Origin of the sequence: Paraburkholderia bengalensis, assembly GCF_037126505.1 — a bacterium.
Taxonomy (GTDB): Bacteria; Pseudomonadota; Gammaproteobacteria; order Burkholderiales; family Burkholderiaceae; genus Paraburkholderia; species Paraburkholderia bengalensis.
Genome location: NZ_JACFYJ010000117.1, coordinates 1 through 20,708, shown reverse-complemented (window position 1 = coordinate 20,708; position 20,708 = coordinate 1). Strand labels below are relative to the sequence as shown.

The 20,708-nt window shown below is 59.6% G+C and carries 18 protein-coding genes and 2 pseudogenes; 11 read left to right on the top strand and 9 right to left on the bottom strand.

Going from position 1 to position 20,708, the window contains the following annotated elements:
* Window positions 1-176 precede the first annotated feature (176 nt).
* From H3V53_RS37560 to arcC, 4 genes are all read left to right on the top strand, one after another.
* The gene (locus H3V53_RS37560; RefSeq protein WP_419539696.1) at window positions 177-347 is read left to right on the top strand and encodes a hypothetical protein; all 171 of its coding nucleotides are present in this window, start codon (window positions 177-179) and stop codon (window positions 345-347) included.
* A gap of 16 nt (window positions 348-363) precedes the next feature.
* Window positions 364-1,620, top strand: coding sequence for an arginine deiminase (gene arcA / locus H3V53_RS37555; RefSeq protein WP_336602153.1), 1,257 nt, complete (start codon window positions 364-366; stop codon window positions 1,618-1,620).
* Between the two features lie 58 nt (window positions 1,621-1,678).
* Window positions 1,679-2,689: an ornithine carbamoyltransferase gene (locus H3V53_RS37550; protein WP_336602152.1), complete on the top strand. Its 1,011-nt coding sequence runs from the start codon at window positions 1,679-1,681 to the stop codon at window positions 2,687-2,689.
* Between the two features lie 90 nt (window positions 2,690-2,779).
* Window positions 2,780-3,724 (top strand): carbamate kinase, encoded by a 945-nt coding sequence (arcC, locus tag H3V53_RS37545; RefSeq protein WP_336602151.1) that lies wholly within the window; start codon window positions 2,780-2,782, stop codon window positions 3,722-3,724.
* 867 nt (window positions 3,725-4,591) lie between these two features.
* On the opposite strand, the gene H3V53_RS37540 is transcribed toward arcC, so the two are convergent.
* Window positions 4,592-5,326 (bottom strand): response regulator transcription factor, encoded by a 735-nt coding sequence (locus H3V53_RS37540; protein WP_336602150.1) that lies wholly within the window; start codon window positions 5,324-5,326, stop codon window positions 4,592-4,594.
* A 626-nt stretch (window positions 5,327-5,952) separates the two neighbouring features.
* Window positions 5,953-7,092 (bottom strand): AI-2E family transporter, encoded by a 1,140-nt coding sequence (locus H3V53_RS37535; protein ID WP_336602149.1) that lies wholly within the window; start codon window positions 7,090-7,092, stop codon window positions 5,953-5,955.
* Window positions 7,093-7,989: 897 nt separating this feature from the next.
* Between H3V53_RS37535 and H3V53_RS37530 the strand changes: the two are divergent.
* The 3 genes and pseudogenes from H3V53_RS37530 to H3V53_RS43875 all read left to right on the top strand — a co-directional run bounded on the left by H3V53_RS37530 (window position 7,990) and on the right by H3V53_RS43875 (window position 9,410).
* Window positions 7,990-8,571 (top strand): annotated as a pseudogene (locus H3V53_RS37530) (BPSL1445 family SYLF domain-containing lipoprotein).
* A gap of 83 nt (window positions 8,572-8,654) precedes the next feature.
* Window positions 8,655-9,149, top strand: a complete 495-nt coding sequence (locus H3V53_RS43880) for a LysR family transcriptional regulator (protein WP_419539698.1) — start codon at window positions 8,655-8,657, stop codon at window positions 9,147-9,149.
* A gap of 51 nt (window positions 9,150-9,200) precedes the next feature.
* Complete coding sequence (locus H3V53_RS43875; protein ID WP_419539697.1) at window positions 9,201-9,410, top strand: type 2 periplasmic-binding domain-containing protein; 210 nt, start codon at window positions 9,201-9,203, stop codon at window positions 9,408-9,410.
* A 445-nt stretch (window positions 9,411-9,855) separates the two neighbouring features.
* Here the strand turns inward: H3V53_RS43875 and H3V53_RS37525 are convergent, their stop codons facing one another.
* The 3 genes from H3V53_RS37525 to H3V53_RS43870 all read right to left on the bottom strand — a co-directional run bounded on the left by H3V53_RS37525 (window position 9,856) and on the right by H3V53_RS43870 (window position 12,421).
* Complete coding sequence (locus H3V53_RS37525) at window positions 9,856-10,563, bottom strand: hypothetical protein (RefSeq protein WP_336602148.1); 708 nt, start codon at window positions 10,561-10,563, stop codon at window positions 9,856-9,858.
* 239 nt (window positions 10,564-10,802) lie between these two features.
* Entirely contained in the window at window positions 10,803-11,486 is a 684-nt protein-coding gene (locus H3V53_RS37520; protein ID WP_336602147.1) for a dienelactone hydrolase family protein, read from the bottom strand.
* Between the two features lie 758 nt (window positions 11,487-12,244).
* Window positions 12,245-12,421, bottom strand: a complete 177-nt coding sequence (locus H3V53_RS43870; RefSeq protein WP_419539695.1) for a GntR family transcriptional regulator — start codon at window positions 12,419-12,421, stop codon at window positions 12,245-12,247.
* Window positions 12,422-12,582: 161 nt separating this feature from the next.
* Between H3V53_RS43870 and H3V53_RS37515 the strand changes: the two genes are divergently transcribed.
* From H3V53_RS37515 to H3V53_RS37505, 3 genes are all read left to right on the top strand, one after another.
* Window positions 12,583-13,032 (top strand): carboxymuconolactone decarboxylase family protein, encoded by a 450-nt coding sequence (locus H3V53_RS37515; RefSeq protein WP_336602146.1) that lies wholly within the window; start codon window positions 12,583-12,585, stop codon window positions 13,030-13,032.
* Window positions 13,033-13,267: 235 nt separating this feature from the next.
* Window positions 13,268-13,441: a hypothetical protein gene (locus tag H3V53_RS37510; RefSeq protein WP_336602145.1), complete on the top strand. Its 174-nt coding sequence runs from the start codon at window positions 13,268-13,270 to the stop codon at window positions 13,439-13,441.
* A gap of 184 nt (window positions 13,442-13,625) precedes the next feature.
* Entirely contained in the window at window positions 13,626-14,903 is a 1,278-nt protein-coding gene (locus tag H3V53_RS37505) for a patatin-like phospholipase family protein (protein ID WP_336602144.1), read from the top strand.
* A 262-nt stretch (window positions 14,904-15,165) separates the two neighbouring features.
* On the opposite strand, the gene H3V53_RS37500 is transcribed toward H3V53_RS37505, so the two are convergent.
* The 4 genes from H3V53_RS37500 to H3V53_RS37485 all read right to left on the bottom strand — a co-directional run bounded on the left by H3V53_RS37500 (window position 15,166) and on the right by H3V53_RS37485 (window position 19,539).
* The gene (locus tag H3V53_RS37500; protein WP_336602143.1) at window positions 15,166-17,520 is read right to left on the bottom strand and encodes an AAA family ATPase; all 2,355 of its coding nucleotides are present in this window, start codon (window positions 17,518-17,520) and stop codon (window positions 15,166-15,168) included.
* Between the two features lie 281 nt (window positions 17,521-17,801).
* A complete protein-coding gene (locus H3V53_RS37495) occupies window positions 17,802-18,218 on the bottom strand; it encodes a hypothetical protein (RefSeq protein WP_336602142.1) in 417 nt (138 codons plus the stop codon).
* Window positions 18,219-18,229: 11 nt separating this feature from the next.
* Complete coding sequence (locus H3V53_RS37490) at window positions 18,230-18,451, bottom strand: hypothetical protein (RefSeq protein ID WP_336602141.1); 222 nt, start codon at window positions 18,449-18,451, stop codon at window positions 18,230-18,232.
* A gap of 5 nt (window positions 18,452-18,456) precedes the next feature.
* Window positions 18,457-19,539 (bottom strand): DNA-binding protein, encoded by a 1,083-nt coding sequence (locus tag H3V53_RS37485; protein ID WP_336602140.1) that lies wholly within the window; start codon window positions 19,537-19,539, stop codon window positions 18,457-18,459.
* Window positions 19,540-19,747: 208 nt separating this feature from the next.
* Here H3V53_RS37485 and H3V53_RS37480 point away from each other — a divergent pair.
* A pseudogene (locus H3V53_RS37480) lies at window positions 19,748-20,708 on the top strand (tyrosine-type recombinase/integrase); the annotation flags it as partial.

Here is a 20,708-nt window from a genome sequence, read left to right as displayed (position 1 = left end):
GCGATGGTTGATCGGTGCAAGCTGTCTGGGCCGAACAAGATTGACCTGATCGGCAATCGCTCGCATAGACGCGGAAAACCAGTTTCCACACAAGCTGGATCTGGCGGCGCTGCAAAACCCTTCGATGGCAGGGGTGCTCAAGCACGTCGTTGGCCATTGGGGCGCCATCCTGATCAGTGTCGGCCTGGTCGTTGCTTTATGCACCCGGCGCATTGCTGTTTGCCAAGGCGAAGGGCGAGGTCGGGCAGCTGGTGTTCACACCTTTCGAAAAGCTCATCTTTGCGGCGGTTGTATTCGGAGCTCTGATCGCCGAATTTGGCCTTTACAAAGGCTTCCTCACGCTCTGATCCGGGAGAAAACGTCATGAGCACGGAAACGATGAAATACGGCGTCCATTCGGAAGCGGGCCGACTACGCAAGGTGATGGTCTGCTCGCCAGGACTTGCGCATCAGCGCCTGACACCGAGCAATTGTGATGAGCTTCTGTTCGACGATGTCATCTGGATGAGTCAGGCCAAGCGCGACCATTTCGACTTCGTCACCAAGATGCGCGAGCGCGGCGTCGATGTGCTGGAGATGCACAACCTGCTGACAGAAACGGTGCACAACCCCGAAGCGCTGAAGTGGATCCTCGATCGCAAGATCCGTCCGGATACCGTCGGCATCGGACTCGCCAATGAGGTTCGCGCGTGGATGGAGGGTCTCGAACCCCGCAAGCAAGCCGAGTTTCTTATTGGCGGCGTCGTCGCCGAGGACATCCCCGACACGGCTGAATCCAACACGCTCAAGATGTTCCGCCAGTATCTGGGCTACTCCAGCTTTGTACTGCCGCCGCTGCCGAACACGTTGTTCACGCGCGATACCACCTGCTGGATCTACGGCGGCGTCAGCCTCAATCCGATGTACTGGCCTGCCCGCCGTCAGGAAACCCTGTTGACTACGGCGATCTACAAGTTCCATCCGGACTTTGCGAACGGGGAATTTGCGGTCTGGTATGGCGATCCGGACCGCGATCATGGCATGTCCACGCTGGAAGGGGGCGACGTGATGCCAATCGGCAAGGGGCTGCTGCTTATCGGCATGGGCGAACGCACGTCGCGCCAGGCAATCGGTGAACTTGCGCAGAATCTGTTTGCGAAGGGTGCGGTCGAGCGCATCATTGTGGCCGGGCTGCCGAAGTCTCGCGCCGCGATGCACCTGGACACGGTATTCACATTCTGCGACCGGGATCTCGTCACAGTGTTCCCCGATGTGGTCAAGGAGATCGTCCCATTCTCCGTGCGACGGGAGGACTCGGCAGCGACCCGCCTCAATATCCGCCGGGAAGACAGACCATTTCTCGACGTCGTTGGCGAAGCGCTCGGACTTGCGAAGCTACGCGTCGTGGAGACGGGCGGCAACAGCTTCACCGCCGAGCGCGAGCAGTGGGACGACGGCAACAACGTGGTCTGTATCGAACCCGGCGTGGTGGTCGGGTACGACCGCAATACCTACACCAACACATTATTGCGCAAGGCCGGCGTCGAGGTGATCACGATCACTGCGAGCGAACTGGGTCGTGGCCGCGGAGGCGGCCATTGCATGACATGCCCGATCGTCCGCGACCCCATCGATTATTGATTTCTGGCGGCGGCCGTCGACGACGCGCCGTCGCTAAATCGACGAAACGGAGAACACCATGGCATTTAATCTGCGTAACCGAAGCCTGCTGAGCCTTATGCATCACACCACACGTGAGCTTCGCTATCTGCTTGACCTGTCGCGCGACCTCAAGCGCGCGAAGTATACGGGCACTGAACAGCAGCATCTCAAAGGTATCAACATTGCCCTGATCTTCGAGAAGACGTCTACCCGCACGCGCTGCGCATTCGAAGTCGCCGCGTACGATCAGGGCGCAAACGTCACCTACATCGACCCGCATTCTTCGCAGATCGGTCATAAGGAAAGCATGAAAGATACGGCGCGTGTACTGGGGCGTATGTACGACGCCATCGAGTATCGGGGCTTCAGCCAGGAGATCGTCGAGGAATTGGCCACGTACGCAGGGGTACCCGTCTTCAACGGACTGACAGATGAATACCACCCGACCCAGATGCTTGCCGACGTCCTGACCATGCGTGAACACAGCGACAAGCCGCTAACAGCGATCAGCTATGCATATCTGGGCGATGCTCGCAACAACATGGGCAATTCGCTGCTTCTGATCGGAGCGAAGCTCGGCATGGACGTGCGGATCGGCGCTCCGAAAGCACTCTGGCCAAACGCGGAACATATCGAGACCTGCCAGCGATTCGCCGATGAAAGCGGCGCGCGCATCACACTGACAGAGGATGCGAAAGCGGCCGTCAATGGCGTGGATTTCGTGCACACCGATGTCTGGGTGTCAATGGGCGAGCCGGTGGAGGCATGGGGCGAACGCATCGAGCTGCTCCTGCCATACCAGGTCAACATCGACCTGATGAAAGCCGCACAGAATCCCCAGGCAAAGTTCATGCACTGCCTGCCTGCATTTCACAACAGCGAGACGGTAGTCGGCAGGCAGATCGCCGACAAATATCGTGCGCTTGAGAATGGAATCGAAGTGACCGAAGAGGTCTTCGAGTCGCCATTGAACATCGCGTTCGAGCAAGCGGAAAACCGCATGCACACGATCAAGGCGATTCTTGTCTCGACGCTCGCCGACATCTGAACATTACATCTCGACGGGACGTACCGCAGTGCTGCCTTGCGAGAAGCGCTTCCGCCGGCTCACGCCCCGCGCCACCAGGAGGGCGGCAACATGCGTATGGTGATTGCATTGGGAGGGAATGCGTTGCTGAGGCGTGGCGAGCCGATGACAGCGGAAAACCAGCGCGAAAATGTACGGCTCGCCGCCCGTCAGATCGCGCTGGTCGCGCCGGGCAACGAAATCGTCATTGCGCACGGTAACGGTCCGCAGGTCGGGCTGCTTGCGCTCCAGAGCGCGGCCTACAAGGAGGTCGAGACCTATCCGCTCGATGTCCTCGGTGCACAGACGGAGGGCATGATCGGCTATCTGATCGAGCAGGAACTCGGCAATCTGCTACCTTACGAAGTGCCGTTTGCGACGATCTTGACGCAGGTCGAGGTTGATCCGCGCGACCCCGCTTTCCAGCACCCGACCAAACCGATTGGTCCCGTCTATATGAAAGAGGAAGCCGAGCGTCTCGCAAAGGATCGCGGGTGGAGCATCGCGCCCGATGGCGACCAGTATCGCCGGGTCGTCGCAAGCCCGCGTCCCAAACATATCTTCGAGATTCGTCCCATCAGGTGGCTTCTCGAGTACGGCACCATCGTCATTTGCGCGGGCGGCGGTGGCATTCCGACCTGTTACGGCGAGAATCACCAGCTGACCGGCGTCGAGGCTGTCATCGACAAGGATCTTTGCTCGGCGCTGCTGGCACAGGAACTGGCCGCCGACATGTTGATCGTTGCGACTGATGTCGATGCTGCGTACGTCGACTGGGGGACACCCGACAGGAGAGCCATCGCGCAGGCGCATCCGGACGATCTGGAAAGGCTCGGCTTCGCAAGCGGCTCAATGGGTCCGAAAGTCCAGGCCGCGATCGAGTTCACCCGTCACACGGGCAAAGATGCCGTGATCGGTTCACTGTCGGACATCCAGGCCATTACGGAGCGCCGGGCAGGTACTTGCGTGAGCATTGCGATGCCCGGCATCCGCTATCGCACCTGCACCGTCAGCTAACCTCAAATGCCGAACTGAGAATCTGACTGGCGGCAGTGCCCGGAAGGTCCTCGTCGAGCTATCGATCTCGTGTGGCAGTCGCAGACTTTCCCACGGCACGCCCATCCGCCCCGGAAACCCATTGTCCGACTGGATCGGCGATTTGCGGCTCGGGCGGGCGTGCATGCCGCAACTGATCAATCGTGTGCGCGACCGCTCTCGCATGCTGCACGCGTCCACCGACCGGATGGGCCCGCAGCACCGCCAGAGCCCGCACGCCGCATGGCCGCCACGAGCGCGCGACGGATCTGACCAAACACACCACGCGCTGAACGCGGCTGCCCAAAACGTCCCTGCCCTGCCCGGTCCGTTGTCCATCCCGGCAGATAGCGGGCGACCGCCTCGCGAGACGACAGGCCCCATACCAGGCGCGCAGCGCGGCCGGCGCGTCGGCGTCCGGAAAATTGGCGGGATCGGCATGGACGACCTCTTCACGCTGGTTCCACACAGATCAGGGATCGTTTTCCACCGATGCCCTGGGCGTGCAGCGCATGGACCGACGCTGCGCGGGCTGTCCGATGCGATCAGCGCCCTCGCCCGCTCGGTCAGCGCAGGATGCGCACCGGAGAACATCTCGATCGCCACTGCCGCCGGCGCGGGATGCGCACGGTCAGATCCGAGAGCGTGGCGTCACGATAAGGATGTACGTGTATGCAAATGCGTAGGAAGTGTACCGATCCAGTCGCCCCCATCGGCCATCGTTGATACCGTTCGGCTTCGATGCAATGTACAGGTACAGTACAAAAATCGCTGATCAGGCTTATGTCACGTACACGGTATCCTATTTAGTACACTCTCGGTGTGGCGACTTTTCACGTGCACTTCGCCTCATTTCGAAAGCAAACCGTCTGAGCTATCAGGTTGACGGGTTGCGACGGCTTTTCCAGCCGCGCTTCCGGATCGTTCCGGCGCCACGCCGCATCCAGCGCCAGAGGGGCCACGAGTCCCAGTTACATGCGGCACGGCAACCTTGTCGGCGGCACGCACCAGTTCAGCAACCGAGCGGACCTGCATCTTTCGCATCACCATCGCTCGATGCGCCTTGATGGTCTTTTCGGTGGTGCCTAATTCACTTGCGATCACTTTGTTCAGTCGGCCACGCACCACGAGATCCATTACTTCTCGCTCCCGCGGGGTAAGACGTGAGGCGCGGATGCGTAAAGCCTCCAGCTGACTTACTTCGGACGCGAGATGTGCTGAATATGTGAGTGCGCGTTCGATTGCGCCCAGTAGATCGCTTTCCAGTACTGGCTTGGTTAGAAAATCGATTGCTCCCGCCTTTATCGCTTTTACGGTCATCGCAATATCGCCGTAGCCGGTCAAAAATATGATCGGGAGCCGCGGATCGATTGCGCCGAGCAGCTCGAATCCGCTTGCATCCGGCAACCGGACGTCGAGGACTACGCAGGCAGGGATTCCTGAGACGCTGGCACGCGCAGTGAAATCCCGCACGCAGCTGAAGGCCTCGGCAAGATAGCCGCATGTCCTGACCAGACGCGTCAGCGAGCGCTGTACGGAAGCATCGTCGTCAACGATATAAACAAGACCTGAAATTTCTCTCATAACACGATAAAGAGTGCAGCAAGTTGGCGGCCGGCCGGCGCGATCTCCAATTGAAGCCATTTCGGCGGGCCGTTAGGGTAGGAAACCGCGTGCCCTGGCGTGCTCGAAGACTTGTGCAAGCTAACATGCGACGAACGATCGCCGTCTCGCTCTTGATTGCCCAGACGATCCATGCCACTTGCGCCTGCGTCTACCTTAGGCTGTGCGCGCCTGGATCACTCGAAATGCCCGCCAGCAGAAGTTCGTAATCGACAAAGTCGGAGTTGCTTTGCCCACGACTGACGTGCGGCCTGATTCTGCTGCTGCTGTTGTGAACTCTGCCCTTTCGCTGGATACGCGACGGGTTGGGCTTCCGCGATAGATTGGCAACTTAGAACCGCGATAAATGAACCAATGAATGTGCGGTTTCCTGGCTTCATGAAATCACCTCCAAATCGGTAAAATCCACAACTCGGAACAGGTTGCGAGACGCACATTCCGATTTCGATCGAGCTGTGCGAGCGAACTTAAACTTCGCCACCCGGCCTAAATTGCGGAACCTGCGAACAGGCTGGAATCGCGCTGCGTTGCAGCACACGCCGTCGGCGCCCACGTGGACGGAGCTTGGTATACACGTACCTCTTGCATCAGCTTGCTTCTATTTTCCCTGGCGTGCTCACACGCTGCATCGGGGGTGCCTCGATGTTCGATTCTGGGGGCGCCTGATCCCTTACCCACCGCCAGAACAGTTGATACCCCACAGCTAGCATGACGGGTCCGATAAACAGACCGATGACGCCGCCTGAAACCATTCCACCGAGAGCGCCAATCAGGACGACCGGCATCGGTACGGCAACGCCGCGACCAAGGAGCAACGGTTTGAGCACGTTGTCGACCGTCCCGGCGATCAATGAATAGACAGCAAAGATGATCGTTGCTGTACTGATGCCCTTAGTGACCATCACAAACGCGATCACCGGGATCGTTATCAGCGTAGCGGGCAGTTGCATGATGCCGATGAGCAGAACAGCAAGCGCAAGCAGGCCTGCTCCAGGAATACCCATCACCACAAAGCCGATGCCGATGAGTAGCATCTGGATGAAGGCGATGCCGACCACTCCCTGCGCGACCGCGCGAATGGTGGTGGTGCACAGGTCGACGATCGTTACGCCGTTTTCCGGCCCTGAAATGCGGGACGCGATCTGCACAGCACTTTCGCGACCACGTTCACCATGCGCCATTACAATGCCGGCCACGACAAGGGCAACGAAGAATATGACCAGCCCGGCCCCCAGGCCTGTAACCATGCCTAATACAGCAAGGCCCGCGTCCTTGAGTTGTGGTGCGAACTTGTGGGCGAGCCCCGTGAGGTCGGTCGAAGCTTGTTGCCAGAACCCGTATATACGTTCGCCCACTAGCGGCCAGCTGGACACTGATTCGGCGGGCGGTGGGATGCGGAAAGAGCCGCTGCGAAACACCGCCATCACGTGCTGTATCGACTCCGCAACCGCGACACCCAACAGATAGGTCGGCAAGAGAATGACACAGAATGCGATGAGGATGATCATCGTCGCAATCAGGCCGTCACGATTTGGGAACCTTCTTCTCAATGTTGTCTGCAGGGGATAGAGGGTGATCGCGAGGATCAGGGCCCATACCGTCAGATTAAGAAACGGTATGAATATGCGAAAACAGAACACGGCCAGTACTGCAATCAGTCCGGCACGGATCAGTACATCAAGCATCTGGCGGGGCAGCGCCCGTTCGGACTTCACTGTTGCTAACATCGGTTTTCTCCTCTATCGCAATACCGGAACCGCGGGCACCGTGGACCTCCCGCGCGAAGTGGGATAAGACATTGCGTCCGTTGCTTCTTGCCCTGCGGCCTCGTTTTTGAAGGGAAGGACCGGGCAGGCCCGCGGGCCGGAGCGCCACGACGCTTGTCTGCACCCGGATCGTTTCGCTACCTGATACTAGACGCGCGATGCCCCATCCGACTCTTGATTCAGGTCAAGCCACCGTGTGCGCGGCATGGGTTATCCCGTTCGGCAAGGTCAAGGCGTACCGGTACTGGCGCGTGCGCGCAGCACCTAGCCAGCCGATGAGAGGGATTGATATATGTCAACCGGGTATATCTTCCCGCTCTTATTATTCGAACTGAGCATGCATCGCCATGAGTCAAAGCTGGTCATTTCGCGGCACTCACCGATCCGAAAGTATGGGGAAAGTGGCTCGAAGGTTTGACGGCGTACGAAGGCCTTGCTGCAGGTGTGCGATGAGCCAGCCAATGATCACCATTACAGAACCCGAGCTCTCTTATGGTTCGGAGGTCTGGTTTTCTGCGTATGGTTTCGGGTGGGGATATCGCGCTTTTTCACTATCTTATGAAGCGGTCTGTAAGTCACTCGAGGTACCTGATAAATCGGATGCAAACATTCGCCTCGCTTTCCAGCTGGGGAAACGACGGATCCGCCAGGCCGTCCTGGAGCACGAATTACTCCCTTACGGAGGCGAGCGGATCAGTCTTACTCTGGACCGACGCTCGAGTTTGGCGTCCCCGAGCTCGTTCAGGCGTGCAAGTAACTAACAGCGAAAGTCTGTTCGATAGTTATTTGTTGCTCGCTTATTGGAGATGTTTGTTGCCTCAAGAAACATGTCATTACCGACATTTCCGGAGCCCCATGATGCAGCGACGAGACTTTGCAACCAGTGCGGTGGCCGCGGCAATTCCCGCCGCATACGCAGGGTGTTAAACGACCTTCAGTAGCGGATCAAGTGCAGCGACGGATGTGTCCACGCGCCAGACAATCGACGCAAGCGTCGACGGTACGATGTCGCGACTCTACTCCTCAATCAACGGATCACGGGAACTCGTTTCCAAAGCCAGAAAGCGTTCTGGTCTTCCCATCCGTCCTTCAGGCCGGCTTTGTGGTAGGTGGTCAATATGGCGAGGGCGCGCTTCGTGTCGGAGGGAGTACCGTTGGCTATTACAGCACTGAATCTGGATCGTTCAGCCTGACAGCGGGCGCGCTATCGAAAGCCATTGTCTTTCTCTTCATTACTTCCGACGCTCTCGGTCAATTCCGCAGTTCGAAGGGCTGGACGGTCGCCGGCGATGCATCCGTCGCACCGGTGAAAATCGGCGCGAACGGAAAGATCGACACAACGACGGTCATAGGGCCCGTAGAGGTGATCGTCATGACCAATAGCGGTCTGATGGCAGATCTTCGGTCGCTGGGACCAAGGTAAGGCCGTTGGGTATTTAAGGGCTCGCTGGTTCCGGGCGCGGCGCGGTAATGATGAGCGTACCGTGATCAGTGAATCGACTTTACGGTGCCATGTCCAGACAATGTCGGCGACAAAGGCTTGGGTGTGGCTTTGGGACAGTCAAGGGTCACCACGCTCTTTTACAGAAAGATCCGCGAATCCGTTGCGCGAGCATCACGATCGGCTGCGGAATCTTAAACCGATGATCCACATTTTTGCCGTTCGGGTCTTCATTCGAGTCGCGGACAGGCTGAGCTTAGGACTAGCCGCAAAAGAATTGAGCGTATTCAATGCTGCCGTTACGCGCTCGATCGCGTATCTCGAACAACGACTTCGCACTCGCCTCCTATACCGAACGACACGCGGAGTGTCGTTGACAAAAGCAGGCCTCCATTATCTCGATGGATACGGGTGGATAGTCGAAGAACTGGATTGTCTTGATGCATCTGCTTTGGCCGCAGATCGGACTGCCGTCGGTGCGCCGCGCATCGTCGCAACGGACGCCCTATCCCCTCAGGCGATCTCAACACTCGTTGCCGGCTCCCAGCATCCCATCCTCAAGTGCATATCCACCTGACGGCCCAGTGCGGAGGGATCGAATTGCTTTGAAGAGCGATACGACGCTGGCCTGCTTCTTGAAAGTCCGGCGGCGGATGTAGAGTCGGTTCAACTGTCATTGATGACAGACAACCTTGTACTTTGCGCGGCACCCTTTTATCTGGCGACACGCGCCAGTCCACAGGAGCCCAATCAACTGGAATCGCACCCCTGCATCGCCGTCGCTAGCGAGAACCAAGGGAGCGCCGCATGGCGAATCGTAGAACGAGACGGGTCCTAGCAATGCGTGACAGTGGAGCCGTCCTACACTGCTACCGGCTTTACACTCCTGCGACTCGCGGCCGTCGTAGGGATCAAACCTGGTAGTCGTGCACAATGCGCTTTAACAAGCCTGTCTCGAGATCGCGCGCCCCGAGCCGCTCGGGCAGCAAGGCAACCCCTTCTACCCACATCGCCGCTTCCCGCCGTTGCCCACATGTGCGTTCGTCACTTACATGCTTGACTATGCGGGTCCGACAGGAAAGGCCACATCGGCGACTGATTCGTAAACGATCGCCCACACGCGCCGGAGTTCACGAAGACAGAGTAGTCATCGCTTTGCACCATGCGTTAAGCAGTTCGTTACTGATCAAGCATTAGCAACACGAACGATCCAGTAGCAATTATACTTGTCTTCCCGCACGGCGAAAGGCGGAACGGAGGAACCGAGTCGGCACGCCCTTCTCTTATCGCGTCTCCTTCATGTGCGCTCCCTGTTCGACGATGTGCCGAAAGTTGTCGAGGAGGATATGCAGGCTGAGAAGCAGAACCCAAACCGGGAATACGAGCACGATCCAATCTATGCGTCGGCCCGCGAACAGCAATGCAAGCGCGGCAGCGTATCCAACAAGAGCAATCCATCGCGAAACAAAGCCGGTGCGTAGCGCAAGCGTACTGGTGGCGATCGTGAATACTGCTGCCATGCGAACCGCATAAACATTCATCGTCTCATAGGCCAGCGCTCGTGCGACGGTGAACGTGGCCGATCCCGGAAGGCTTTCGAATTGGACGTTATATGCGGCCACAATTCCACCAACAAACGCGGCTGCTACAAACAGGGTTGCAATGAACAGGAGACCGCTGCCCAGAAACACTGTGGTAAGGAAGCGGTCCTCGCGGTCTCCGAGACGGTCCCGCAACACGCCGACGAACCAGAGGAACGCAATGCCGGCGAAGGGCACCAGGTTAACCGCAACATATACCGCACCAGATCTTTCCCGGAGCCAGTCGCCTGCTTCTGAAGGCAGATCTGGGACAGAACGCAGTAGCAAGAGAACGCTGGTAATCAGCAGTATGGAGAATATGATCCCTGCGATGGCAGCGGCTCGGGGAGCTCTTCGCCGCGTTTTTGGTCTGGCCCACTGGGGTCGTCCGCCTTTCGTTGAGGGATTCATGTTCCACGTCCTTCATACCTGTCATCCTCTGCGCGGATCTGTTCATGTAACATGGGTCTGCTGGTTCATTCCACGAGTCCTGCCTGCCAGAGTGAGGACAGTTGTCGTCGATTGTCGCCCGGATAGCGGTGCGCGATTGGAGAGGAAGCTGAAAGCCAAGGTTCGATGAGTGCAAAGGTGTTCCGTGGTCACGCGAAGCTCTGAGTAATCGTAGGCAGAACGGCAACCAGCTTGCCTCATCATTCTTCGAACACCTCATGTTGCAAGGGCTCTGCGTTCAACCAAGATTCGAACCACGGAACTACCGGGCGCTCCGACGATGCTGAGTAGCACGGCTCATTGGGAAGGCTCTGAATTCGATGAGCGCAGATCATCTTTTCTGTAGCGTTCCGGCTAAGGCGCGTCATGTCATCGTCGCCCTCAACGGCCGTCATCAGGGTCGGCGCGCTAACAGAGGTCAGCAGCACGCTCTCTACAAGGTCCGGACGCCCTGCGTCTGACACAATCGCGCGGACCTCAGCAATATCGGCACACGTTCCAATCGCAACCGCCCCTTGGATCCCTCCTCCCCAAAGACCAACTGGAAGCGTGGCGACGTCAGGCTGTCCACGCCACCACGCGAGCGTTCCCTCCAAACGACGCACCAACATCGGAATGTGCGTGCGATGCGCGGTAGTCATCTCGCTGTCGCTTTGGTGCTCGCTCTCGGTCAGAAGGTCAGACAGTAACGTCGCGAAGCCGCATCGTTCCATGGCGTGTGCGAACCGCCTGTCGTGAGGGCTGCACCATATTCTGCTGCTTGCGCTCATAAAAACCACAATGGCGCGAGCACGTGCTTGTACCGTGAGTATTCCCTCCAGCGCTATAGGCATGAGCTCGCGTCGTTCATCGGCATTGGCCATTGCTGCTCTCGGTGTTTTCACGATCTTTCCGTGTGCCCGACTGATCTCAAGCCGGTGTAGCGGAGACTGGTTTCGCTATTAGTATCGAATCACTGCGGTCGCTCTCCTTTTCTCCCCGACCATATGGATTTAAGCACCGAGACACGGGGCACGATTGATGCACATCAATTCGATCTTCCAGCTCGTCGATATCGTGATTGCAGACAACGCGCCCGCTCAATCACCTGCAGCGCAACGTGCATGCGCTCAGTACGCCTCTCCGGAGCGGCGGCAATTCATGGTTCCGCGAAAACGCCCGCTCTATGAGTCGCATGGCTTGCCCACAGCAGTCGCCGTTCTCCAGGCGCCGCGCGGCTGCAGGATCCGCTGGTGGCGATTTCGTCTTTCAGGGGGCACACGCGATAGCTCGGCGTCTCGCGTGGAACCATCCTCGCGGTTCACGATCGGCTGGCTTCCGAGAAGCTGGTGCTCGGCGCAGGCCCCGCTGGCACGCGCGTCTGCGCGCAACTTCCTCCGGCACCGACCGCGACCGAGCTTCTGCTTGATGGCCCGCTGGCGGCCTTTACAAGACCGTATTCGAGCGCGCCACTACCGTTCCAGATGGGCGTACCGGCTCACGATGCATTTCCCGCCAAGGTCTGGGCTCGAATGCGAGCGCGGGCTGTCCGGGCGGACGCCACTGGATACACGACCTACGCCGACCCTCGGGGCGAGCCCGCATTGCGCGCGCAGATTGCCAGTCACCTGGCCGTCAGCAGACAGATTCCTCGCCATCCCGATCAAGTCATTGTGACCGGCGGATACCGCCAAGGCTGCGCGGCTAGATCCCTGCCAGAGGGTAACCGTCTTCCGGGTTGAAGACCGCCATCGATGATCAATTGCCTGAGGCTCGCGTAGATCTGCTCGCCAACGGGCGCCGCCGCAGTACGGTCTATCTCAATGGCAAGCGAGGGCATAGTCTTTGGCTCAGTCATTTCGCCAATTCTTGGGCCTGTCGTCTGTAATCTCGGGCTAGTAACGTCGCGTTATTTCATGAGTCACGCGCGAAGGGGAAGTAACCAACCCGCGCCCGTGACGCAAGAGACGTTATTTCATGGCCAAACGGCAAAGGACGAAGATGGCACGCTTGAACTGGCGCGAGATCGCCCCGGACGGCGCAAAAGCGCTTTTCGGTGTCCATCACTATGTGACCAAAAGCACCAACCTTCCCGAGGAACTCATTCATCTCGTGTTCCTCCGTGTTTCACAGATTAACGGATGTGCCCACTGCATCGACATGCACAGTCGCGATCTTAGAAAGACCATGTCCATCGACAAGTTGACGCTGGTGCCGGTGTGGGACGAAGTCCCGCACCTGTTCTCCGCTCAGGAGCGCGCCGCCTTGGCTTGGGCCGAAGAGGTGACTCTCGTCAGCGAAACGCATGCTTCAGATGAAGCCTATGCGGCGGCCTCGGCGGCGTTCTCGCCGAAGGATCTTGTCGACCTCACGATAACGATTGCCGCGATGAACGCTTTCAACCGTCTCGGCGCCCCGTTCCGACTCCCGGTCGCCGCCGCCAGGATGTGAGTTCACGGAGGCATCGGACGCCGACGCGTCCGACAAAATCCACGCTGTGTCGTCAAGCCAATGGAGACAGTTAATTGCCGCAGCGGCAACTGGAGATGCATCAGCCAGTTGCGAACTGATGAAGAAGGGCGGGGGCAGATACCGGAGGTCGTGTGCACCTGCCGTTTGCACAAGCCAAGGCTCGGCCCATAGCGTCCGAATCAATAGGATCTGACCGACCGTTGTCCGCCAGGAAATGGTCGTTCTCATTGCGATCGCATTTGGCTGCTTCTCGCCGATCTCGGAAATTCGACGCTCGCTGACGGTCGCGCGCCGCTGTGCCAGCCGTCATCTTCCGAAGTCGGACCCGCTGCCGACGCTCGCCCATGAGGCCGGCAACGGCTCCCGAGCGTTCGGCTTCGGCCATTGAATCGCCGAAAGTCGTCATCCCCCGGCGCTTCATGGACCTTTCCTTAAGTCCGTTGATTTGAATCAGCCGCATGACCCCGAGAGTGATTAGCCTTCATAGAGATCAGGATCTGCATGGAACGCGGCCTCGGTACAGGCGCAGTCTTCGTAGAGTATGTATGTTCCGTTGCGAGGAGGGCGAAGCAATGAGCGGGTTCTTTGCGCAGTCGTTCAAGGCTATTGCCGTCAATAAACTGAACATTCACTTCAGAAGTATCGGCCTTCTGGCTGCTGTCGCACTTGCAGTATTGCAAGGGTGCTCGACGGTGCCTGACCGTTTGCCAGCGGTCCCAGACGAATTAACCGGCGACGCAGAAATTCCCGGAATGCCCGGCGTACGCTACGTCGCAGGCGGGGATGCCACTGAATTGGCCAAGGCGGCGCTTGACGCCCTGAAAAGGGAAAGCGACTACCTCGCACAACAGGGGCACATGGGCCGCCCGACGCCACCAGCGATATTTCTCGCGATTTCGGGAGGTGGTGACAACGGCGCATTCGCTGCGGGCTTGCTGAATGGATGGACCGAGACGGGAACGAGGCCGGAGTTCAAGCTAGTAACCGGTATAAGCACTGGCGCGCTTATTGCGCCTTTCGCCTTTCTCGGTTCGAAGTACGACGCGACGCTGAAACAGGTCTACACGACCATTTCGCCAAAGGACGTCCTGAACAAGCGTAGCTTACTTGGAGGTGTGCTGAGCGACGCAATGGCTGATAACCGACCGTTGCTAACGTTGACCCGCAAATTCGTAACCGAAGATATGCTCAAGGAGATTGCGGCTGAATACGCGAAAGGCCGCATGCTGCTGGTTGCTACAAGCGACTTGGATGCTCGCCGCGGCATCATCTGGGATATGGGCAAAATCGCGACCTACGGCGGTCCGAAAGCATTAGACCTGTTTATAAAGGTCTTGGTCGCCTCCACTTCGATTCCTGGCGCCTTCCCTCCGATGATGATTGACGTGGTAGTCGACGGTAAACATTACCAAGAGATGCACGTTGACGGCGGCGTCGTGGCGCAGGTATTTGCCTATCCGGCGGCGATCCGCGTGAGTGAGGAGGCAGCTTCGGTCGGCGTTAGCCGTGAGCGCAAACTTTACATCATACGCAACGCACGACTCGACGCCGAATGGATGCAGGTAGACCGTTCCACGATGGGCATTGCATCTCGCGCGGTCGCATCGATGATTCAAAGCCAGGGCGTTGGTGACCTATATCGCATCTACGCGACTGCAAATCGCGATGGCGTTGATTTTAACCTCGCCTTCATCCCTGCAAGCTTTAACGCGCCTCACAAGGAAGAGTTCGATACTGAATATATGCGGGCACTGTATGACCTAGCCTACAACATGGCACTGAAGGGCTACCCGTGGACTCATGTACCACCCGGGTTCGTTTTGCCGCGCCCCGTGTCGGCGGGGAAATAGAGGTAATCGTACTTCTCGTGCTGAAAATGGCGGTTGCATGACGCCCGACCGCTCGCAGAAGGACTTTGCGGGCGCATGCGTTTCGCGCTATCGAACGATTTGCAAGCCATTGATTAATTATCACTTTGCCGACCTTGCCGCCAGAATTTGCATGAGAAGTACGATTACCCCACGTCAGAGAATCGCGATGTCGCTCGGCATCAGCACTTTCGGTTGAGCGCGTGTTCAACGCCATCGCCATCCATCTTGGTTATCCTGATGCCTAATCGTCAGTCCCGATCGAACGCATACGCCGTTCGAGTTCGCAAAGATCCACCGCCGACGCAAGATAGACATCGCGGCGACTATGCTCGGCGCGGTCAAGCAAGTTGCGCAATATCTTGAGAAGGTGCGAACGCATGCCATGCTCCGACAACCCAGATTTATTTGCCAGTTCCAGTCCGCTGCGCACGTGGGCAATCGCCTCGTCGTATGCCGCTCCCGCAAGTGCCCGCTCCCCGGCGCGCCGCCAGTATGAGATTGCGCGTTCAGGCAGGTTGGCAGCAGCGTAGTTCTGAGCGATCAACTCGGGTTGCCGGTCGGCGATTTCGGGGTAGTGCTCTTCTAGCGCTGCGGCGATCAGCGCGTGGTATTGTCGGCGGCGCTCGAGCAAAAGAGATTGGTAAGCGATCTCCTGGATCAACGCGTGCCGGAAACGATAGGTGCCGCCTTCCCCTGGCTTGCTCGAAGCGGGAACGATGATTTCGGCGGCAACCAGACTCTTGAGCGTTTCCTGCAGTTCGCTCTCTGATTGCGACGCAATCAGGCGCAACAGCTTCGTGCCGAACTCCCTTCCGACGGTGGCCGCGATCTGCGCAACCTCCTTGACGATGGGATCCAACCGATCAAGCCGTGATAGCAGCGAGCCCTGAAGGGTATCGGGAATCGCAATTGCCCGCGGCGCTCTTCTCAGTTCATAACTGGTGCCCAGATCGTGCAACAAATCGCCCTGGAGGACAGCCTTGGTAAGCTCCTCAACGAATAGCGGAACCCCGTCCGTCTTCGAAACAATCTGATCGAGAACGGAACCTGGAAGCGGCTTGCCATTGGTAAGCTGTTCGATTATTGCGACGCTTTCGCGGCGAGAGAGCCGATCTAATTTGACGCACAGAAGATGAGGGTAATTCCATTCCGGCGCGAACCCCGTGCGCGCTGTCATGAGTACCAGAAGTCGGGCGGTCACCAGCCGCGCGATAACAAGCGGGACAAATTCACGGGATGACGGATCGATCCACTGTGCGTCTTCGACCATAACGAGCAAGGGTCGAACGCGTGTCAGGTCTTCGACAATGGCGACGAGCACGTCAAGCGTCAGTCGATTGAAGGACGGAGAGGAAACGTCGGGATCCGGATGGCGCGCGTCTGTCGGAATGCCGAGCAAGGTCGCAAGCACGAAACGCGCTTCTTCTGCATCGACTGCGATATTGGTAAAGTCAGTCCGCAGCTGTTCGATATTCCCATCGGGACCAAGACCCACCGCACGTTGTAGCCAACGTATTACTGGCCAGAAAGGACTGTTGCGATGGTAAGGGGAACAGTGAAACGACACTACCTCATGGTCGTCTCTACGGATACTGTCGCAGAACGCCCGCAGCACGCGAGACTTCCCGATACCCGGCTCACCAATCACCAGCACGCAGCCCATTTCACCATCCACGCTGTGCTCCCAGCGCTGCCTGATCATGTCGAGCTCGGCAGCACGGCCCACGAGCGGCGTCACGCCATGGACCGTCCTGATCTCGAAGCGGTCGACAGCTTCGATCGGCGCTAGAACGCGTTGAACCCGCACGGCGCCTGTCACCCCCTTCAGTCGCCGACGTCCCAGATCTTCGAGACGGAACGATCCCTCGATCAAATGACAGCTGACGGGACCCACCATGATGGAGTCGGGTGGAGCGAGCGCCTGCAGGCGTGCGGCGACGATTGGCGCCTCGCCGACGATTGCCTGATGATCCAGGGCGGATCCGTCGCCAATCGTACCGACGACGACCAGTCCGGTCTCGATCCGGATACGAACGTGCAGGCGTACGCCATGCTCGGTTTCGATGCGCTCATTGGCCCTGCGAAGTGCGGCAATGACAGCGAAGCCGGCCAGTACCGCGCGTATCGCATCGTCTTCATGAGCATTCGGGTAGCCAAAGTAGACGTCGACTCCGTCGCCGACATAAAGCGCAATATGGCCTTCGTAAGCGTCAGTCGCGCTCGCACAGGCTTGATGATAGGCTGCCAGAAGGCGCCGCATCTCTTCCGGGTCAAAACGTTCCGCAAGCGTGGTGGAATCGATGAGGTCGATGAACATCACCGTTAATTGCCGCCTCTCAGCCTCAATGCTTCGGGCTGTTGACGAAGGTGATGCTCTTCGTTTCTTTGCACACGCCGCCTGGTAATCGCGCGACTCGGTCAAACCCGCTAGCGCTTTGGCGAGCCGTTTGCGGTCGCCGAGCGTCAGCCCGAGTTCCTTTAGATCGTCGCCCGAAAGGTCGCCGAGCACATCCCAGTCGATCCCCTGCGACTCAAACGCCGCGGCGTGCTCTCCGAGTCCACTCTGGACCAGCCAGGTCCTCAGATTGTGGGTCATTGCCGGACCCCTGATGCACCTTTTTCCTGAACTATGATCGGCGCAGTTATGTCTGCGGTGTGTTGCCTACCACGATAGAAAAGATTTGCCGCGCTGCAAAGCGGAAAGGTGGTGTCTGTCTGTCAATGATAGTCGGTTTGGTTGCGCCGCATGAATTCGAGGCAGGCGTCGAATGTCTTGACACCTGAGCGTCGAGTGCCAGTCGGTCATGCAGTATGGAGACGGCTCGGCAAGGTTCGGGACTATACGGGACGGTCGCTCCGGGCAGCCGGTCACCACAGCTACTTTAATCGTGATGAATCGGGTGTCATAGCACGCCTGCCCTGCGCTTCACCGGTGCTGCACTTTTCGCGTTGCCATGTACGCCTCGAACAACCCTGCATGCAACTGGCTGAATTCCTGACGCAGACTGACGAGTTGGTGCGCCGCGCAGCCGGCACCAGGTCTTCCTCTAGCGTGCATCGTGCGGCGGCCAGCGCTGCATGATCCGCAAAGGACGCGGTCGGTGCGTGCTCAGGTTCGCCAATCAGCACCGTCATCGCGGACAACGCGCCGTCACCCGGATATCCGGGGGCCAACTGTTCCAGGGCCGCTCGCGCCGCCGCCCCTTCGCGGCGTTGCAACTGATTGAGGACACCGTTGGGCAACACCACGTCGCGGCTATCGGCGAAGATATCCAGTTGCTGAACGCTCTGCATGGTCATCGCGCTCAGAAAAGTTGCTCTTCAGGACGGGCCAGATTAGCCCACTTCACGGTGCTTCGGAAGGTACGGCCGTCATCATCGACCGACTCGATGATCACGCGCTGGCCGCTCGCTTCGGCGATCACGCGCACGGTCCGCTCGCCATAACGCATTAGCGCACCGATGGGCGGGCAGGCCGGCGTCTTGCGCCCGGTTCGCCTCCTGCGTAGGCGAGTTGCCTGCTCCATCCCGCCTACCCTCGCTTCTTCCGGCGCGCCGCCGTCTTGCTGGATGGCACTGAGGCTACCGGAACCTTGCGTGCCGGGCCCGGTGTCCGCGCTGAACGCGTCACAGTCGGGCGAGCCGGAGCAGCCTTCGCACGGACGGGCCGGCCGGCTCTGTCATCCACGTCGCGCCGCGCCGCCAGCTGTTGCCGCATTGTTACGTTCGTGGCCTGCACGGCATCGAGCCGTCCCTGCAGGACGCCGGCTTGATGGCGCGCGTCACCGAGTTGCGCCTGCAGTGCCTCGACCGCGCGGCGATGGTCGGCGTCGCGCCGGTCGGCCCGTTTCGTGGCCTCGTCGTTTTCCTTCTGCAGCTTCGCGACAGCGCGCCGCTCGCGCTCAATCTCGAGCAGCGCGCGCTTTTCCGACGCACGCAGGCGCTCCTCCGCCCGTTCTGCCGCCTCGCGCAGTTTGTCCAGATCCCGCGAAAACCCCTGCCGCACCTTTTCAAGTTCGCGGTCGCGCGCCGCTGCCTCGGCCTTCAGCCGTGCGATTTCGGTGTCTAGCGCCTGGCGTGCCGCGTGGCCCTCCGCCTGCGCCTTCCCGAGTTCCCGGACCTCCACCTGGGCGGCAAGCAGCGCTGCGGTGCGCTGCTCGAGCGCGGTTTCCGTCCGCTCCAGTTCACCGCGCGCGGCCGCGACGCGCTGTTCGGCTTCAGCCCGCCGCGCTTCCACTTCCGCCCGCAGCGCCTCGAGTTCCGCCTGCGCGGAGGCTGTCGCGCGCGTCCACAGCGTCGCGACCAGTTCCCCCGCCGCGGCTCCGAGATCGGCTGGCAGATCCGGGTGCTCGATACGCACCCGGCTCTTTTCACGCAGCTCCGCCCAGAACTCGCCGAGCACCGCCGCGGGCGTGCCCATGCTGCCGCGCCTGACGAGCTGGTACAGGCGGTTCGCAGTCGGCGCCTGGCCGTAGCGGAAGAACAGCAGCGCGCAGACCTCGCGATACAGCTCCCGCGTGTTCGGGAACGCGGCCTTCAGGCGATCGATGTCGGCCGCGAGCCGGGCGTCATCGGACGGAACATGGGACGAATCAGCGGGCAGGTCACCGGGCATGAGGCGGACAACGCATTTAGATGCATTAATAATATAACGTAAACCATATTATATCTAACTATCATACGGCTTTAATTTGACATTAACCCCATAATGTCGAAAATAATGACATGATTGTGCAACGGCCCGTTGCACCATTTATACAGGGACGGATCAAACCAAATCGATTCCCGCAAACACTCACCTTTCCCGGAAAGACTCACCTTCCATGTCCACGCCACCCGCGAACGACCTCGTCCTGGTGCACCCCGCCCCGCTCGAACGGCTCGTGATCCCGGTCGTGCTCGACGGCCACGCCGGGACCAACCGTGCCACCGGCGGCGTTACGCAGATCGCCGCCGCGAACGACCTCGACGCGATCCGCGCGTGGCTTGCGCGGTTCACCGACAAGCAGACTACGTTCGACAGCTACCGGAAAGAGGCCGAGCGGCTGCTGCTGTGGTCGCTCGTGCAACTGGGCAAACCGCTCTCGTCGCTCACGCACGAGGACTGCCTGCGCTACCAGCGCTTTCTCGCCGGTCCGCAGCCCGCCGCCACCTGGATTGCCAACGCCGGCGCGGGTGGCGGCCGCAAGCATGCGAGGGGGGCGATGCGCGCTGGCGTCCGTTTCACGGCCCGCTGTCCCCCGCCAGCATCCGCCAGGCGATGGTGATCCTGAATGTGCTGTTTTCGTGGCTGGTGCAGGCGGGGTATCTCGCCGGCAACCCCCTCGCGCTGTCGCGCCAGCGCACGCGCAAGGTGGCGCCCCGCATCACCCGCTATCTGGAGCCGGCGCTGTGGCAGGAGGTCAAGGACGCGATCGCCTCGATGCCGCAGGACACCGCACGTGAGCGTGCCCGCTACCACCGCGCGCGGTGGCTCTTCACGCTGCTCTATCTGGGTGGCCTGCGCATCGCCGAAGTGAGCGGCAATACGATGGGGCAGTTTTTCGTGCGACGCGATGCCGACGGCGCGATGCGCTGGTGGCTGTCGGTGCAGGGCAAGGGTGACAAGGAACGGCTGGTGCCCGCGACCCGTGAGCTGATGACCGAGCTGTCGCGCTACCGGCAGTCGCTGGGGATGACGGCGCTGCCCTCGCCCCACGAAGCGACGCCGTTGCTGCTGCCAATCGGCAGCACGGCGGACGAGAGTGCGAAGAAGGCGGCGAGAGGCGCAGGCGGACGGACCTC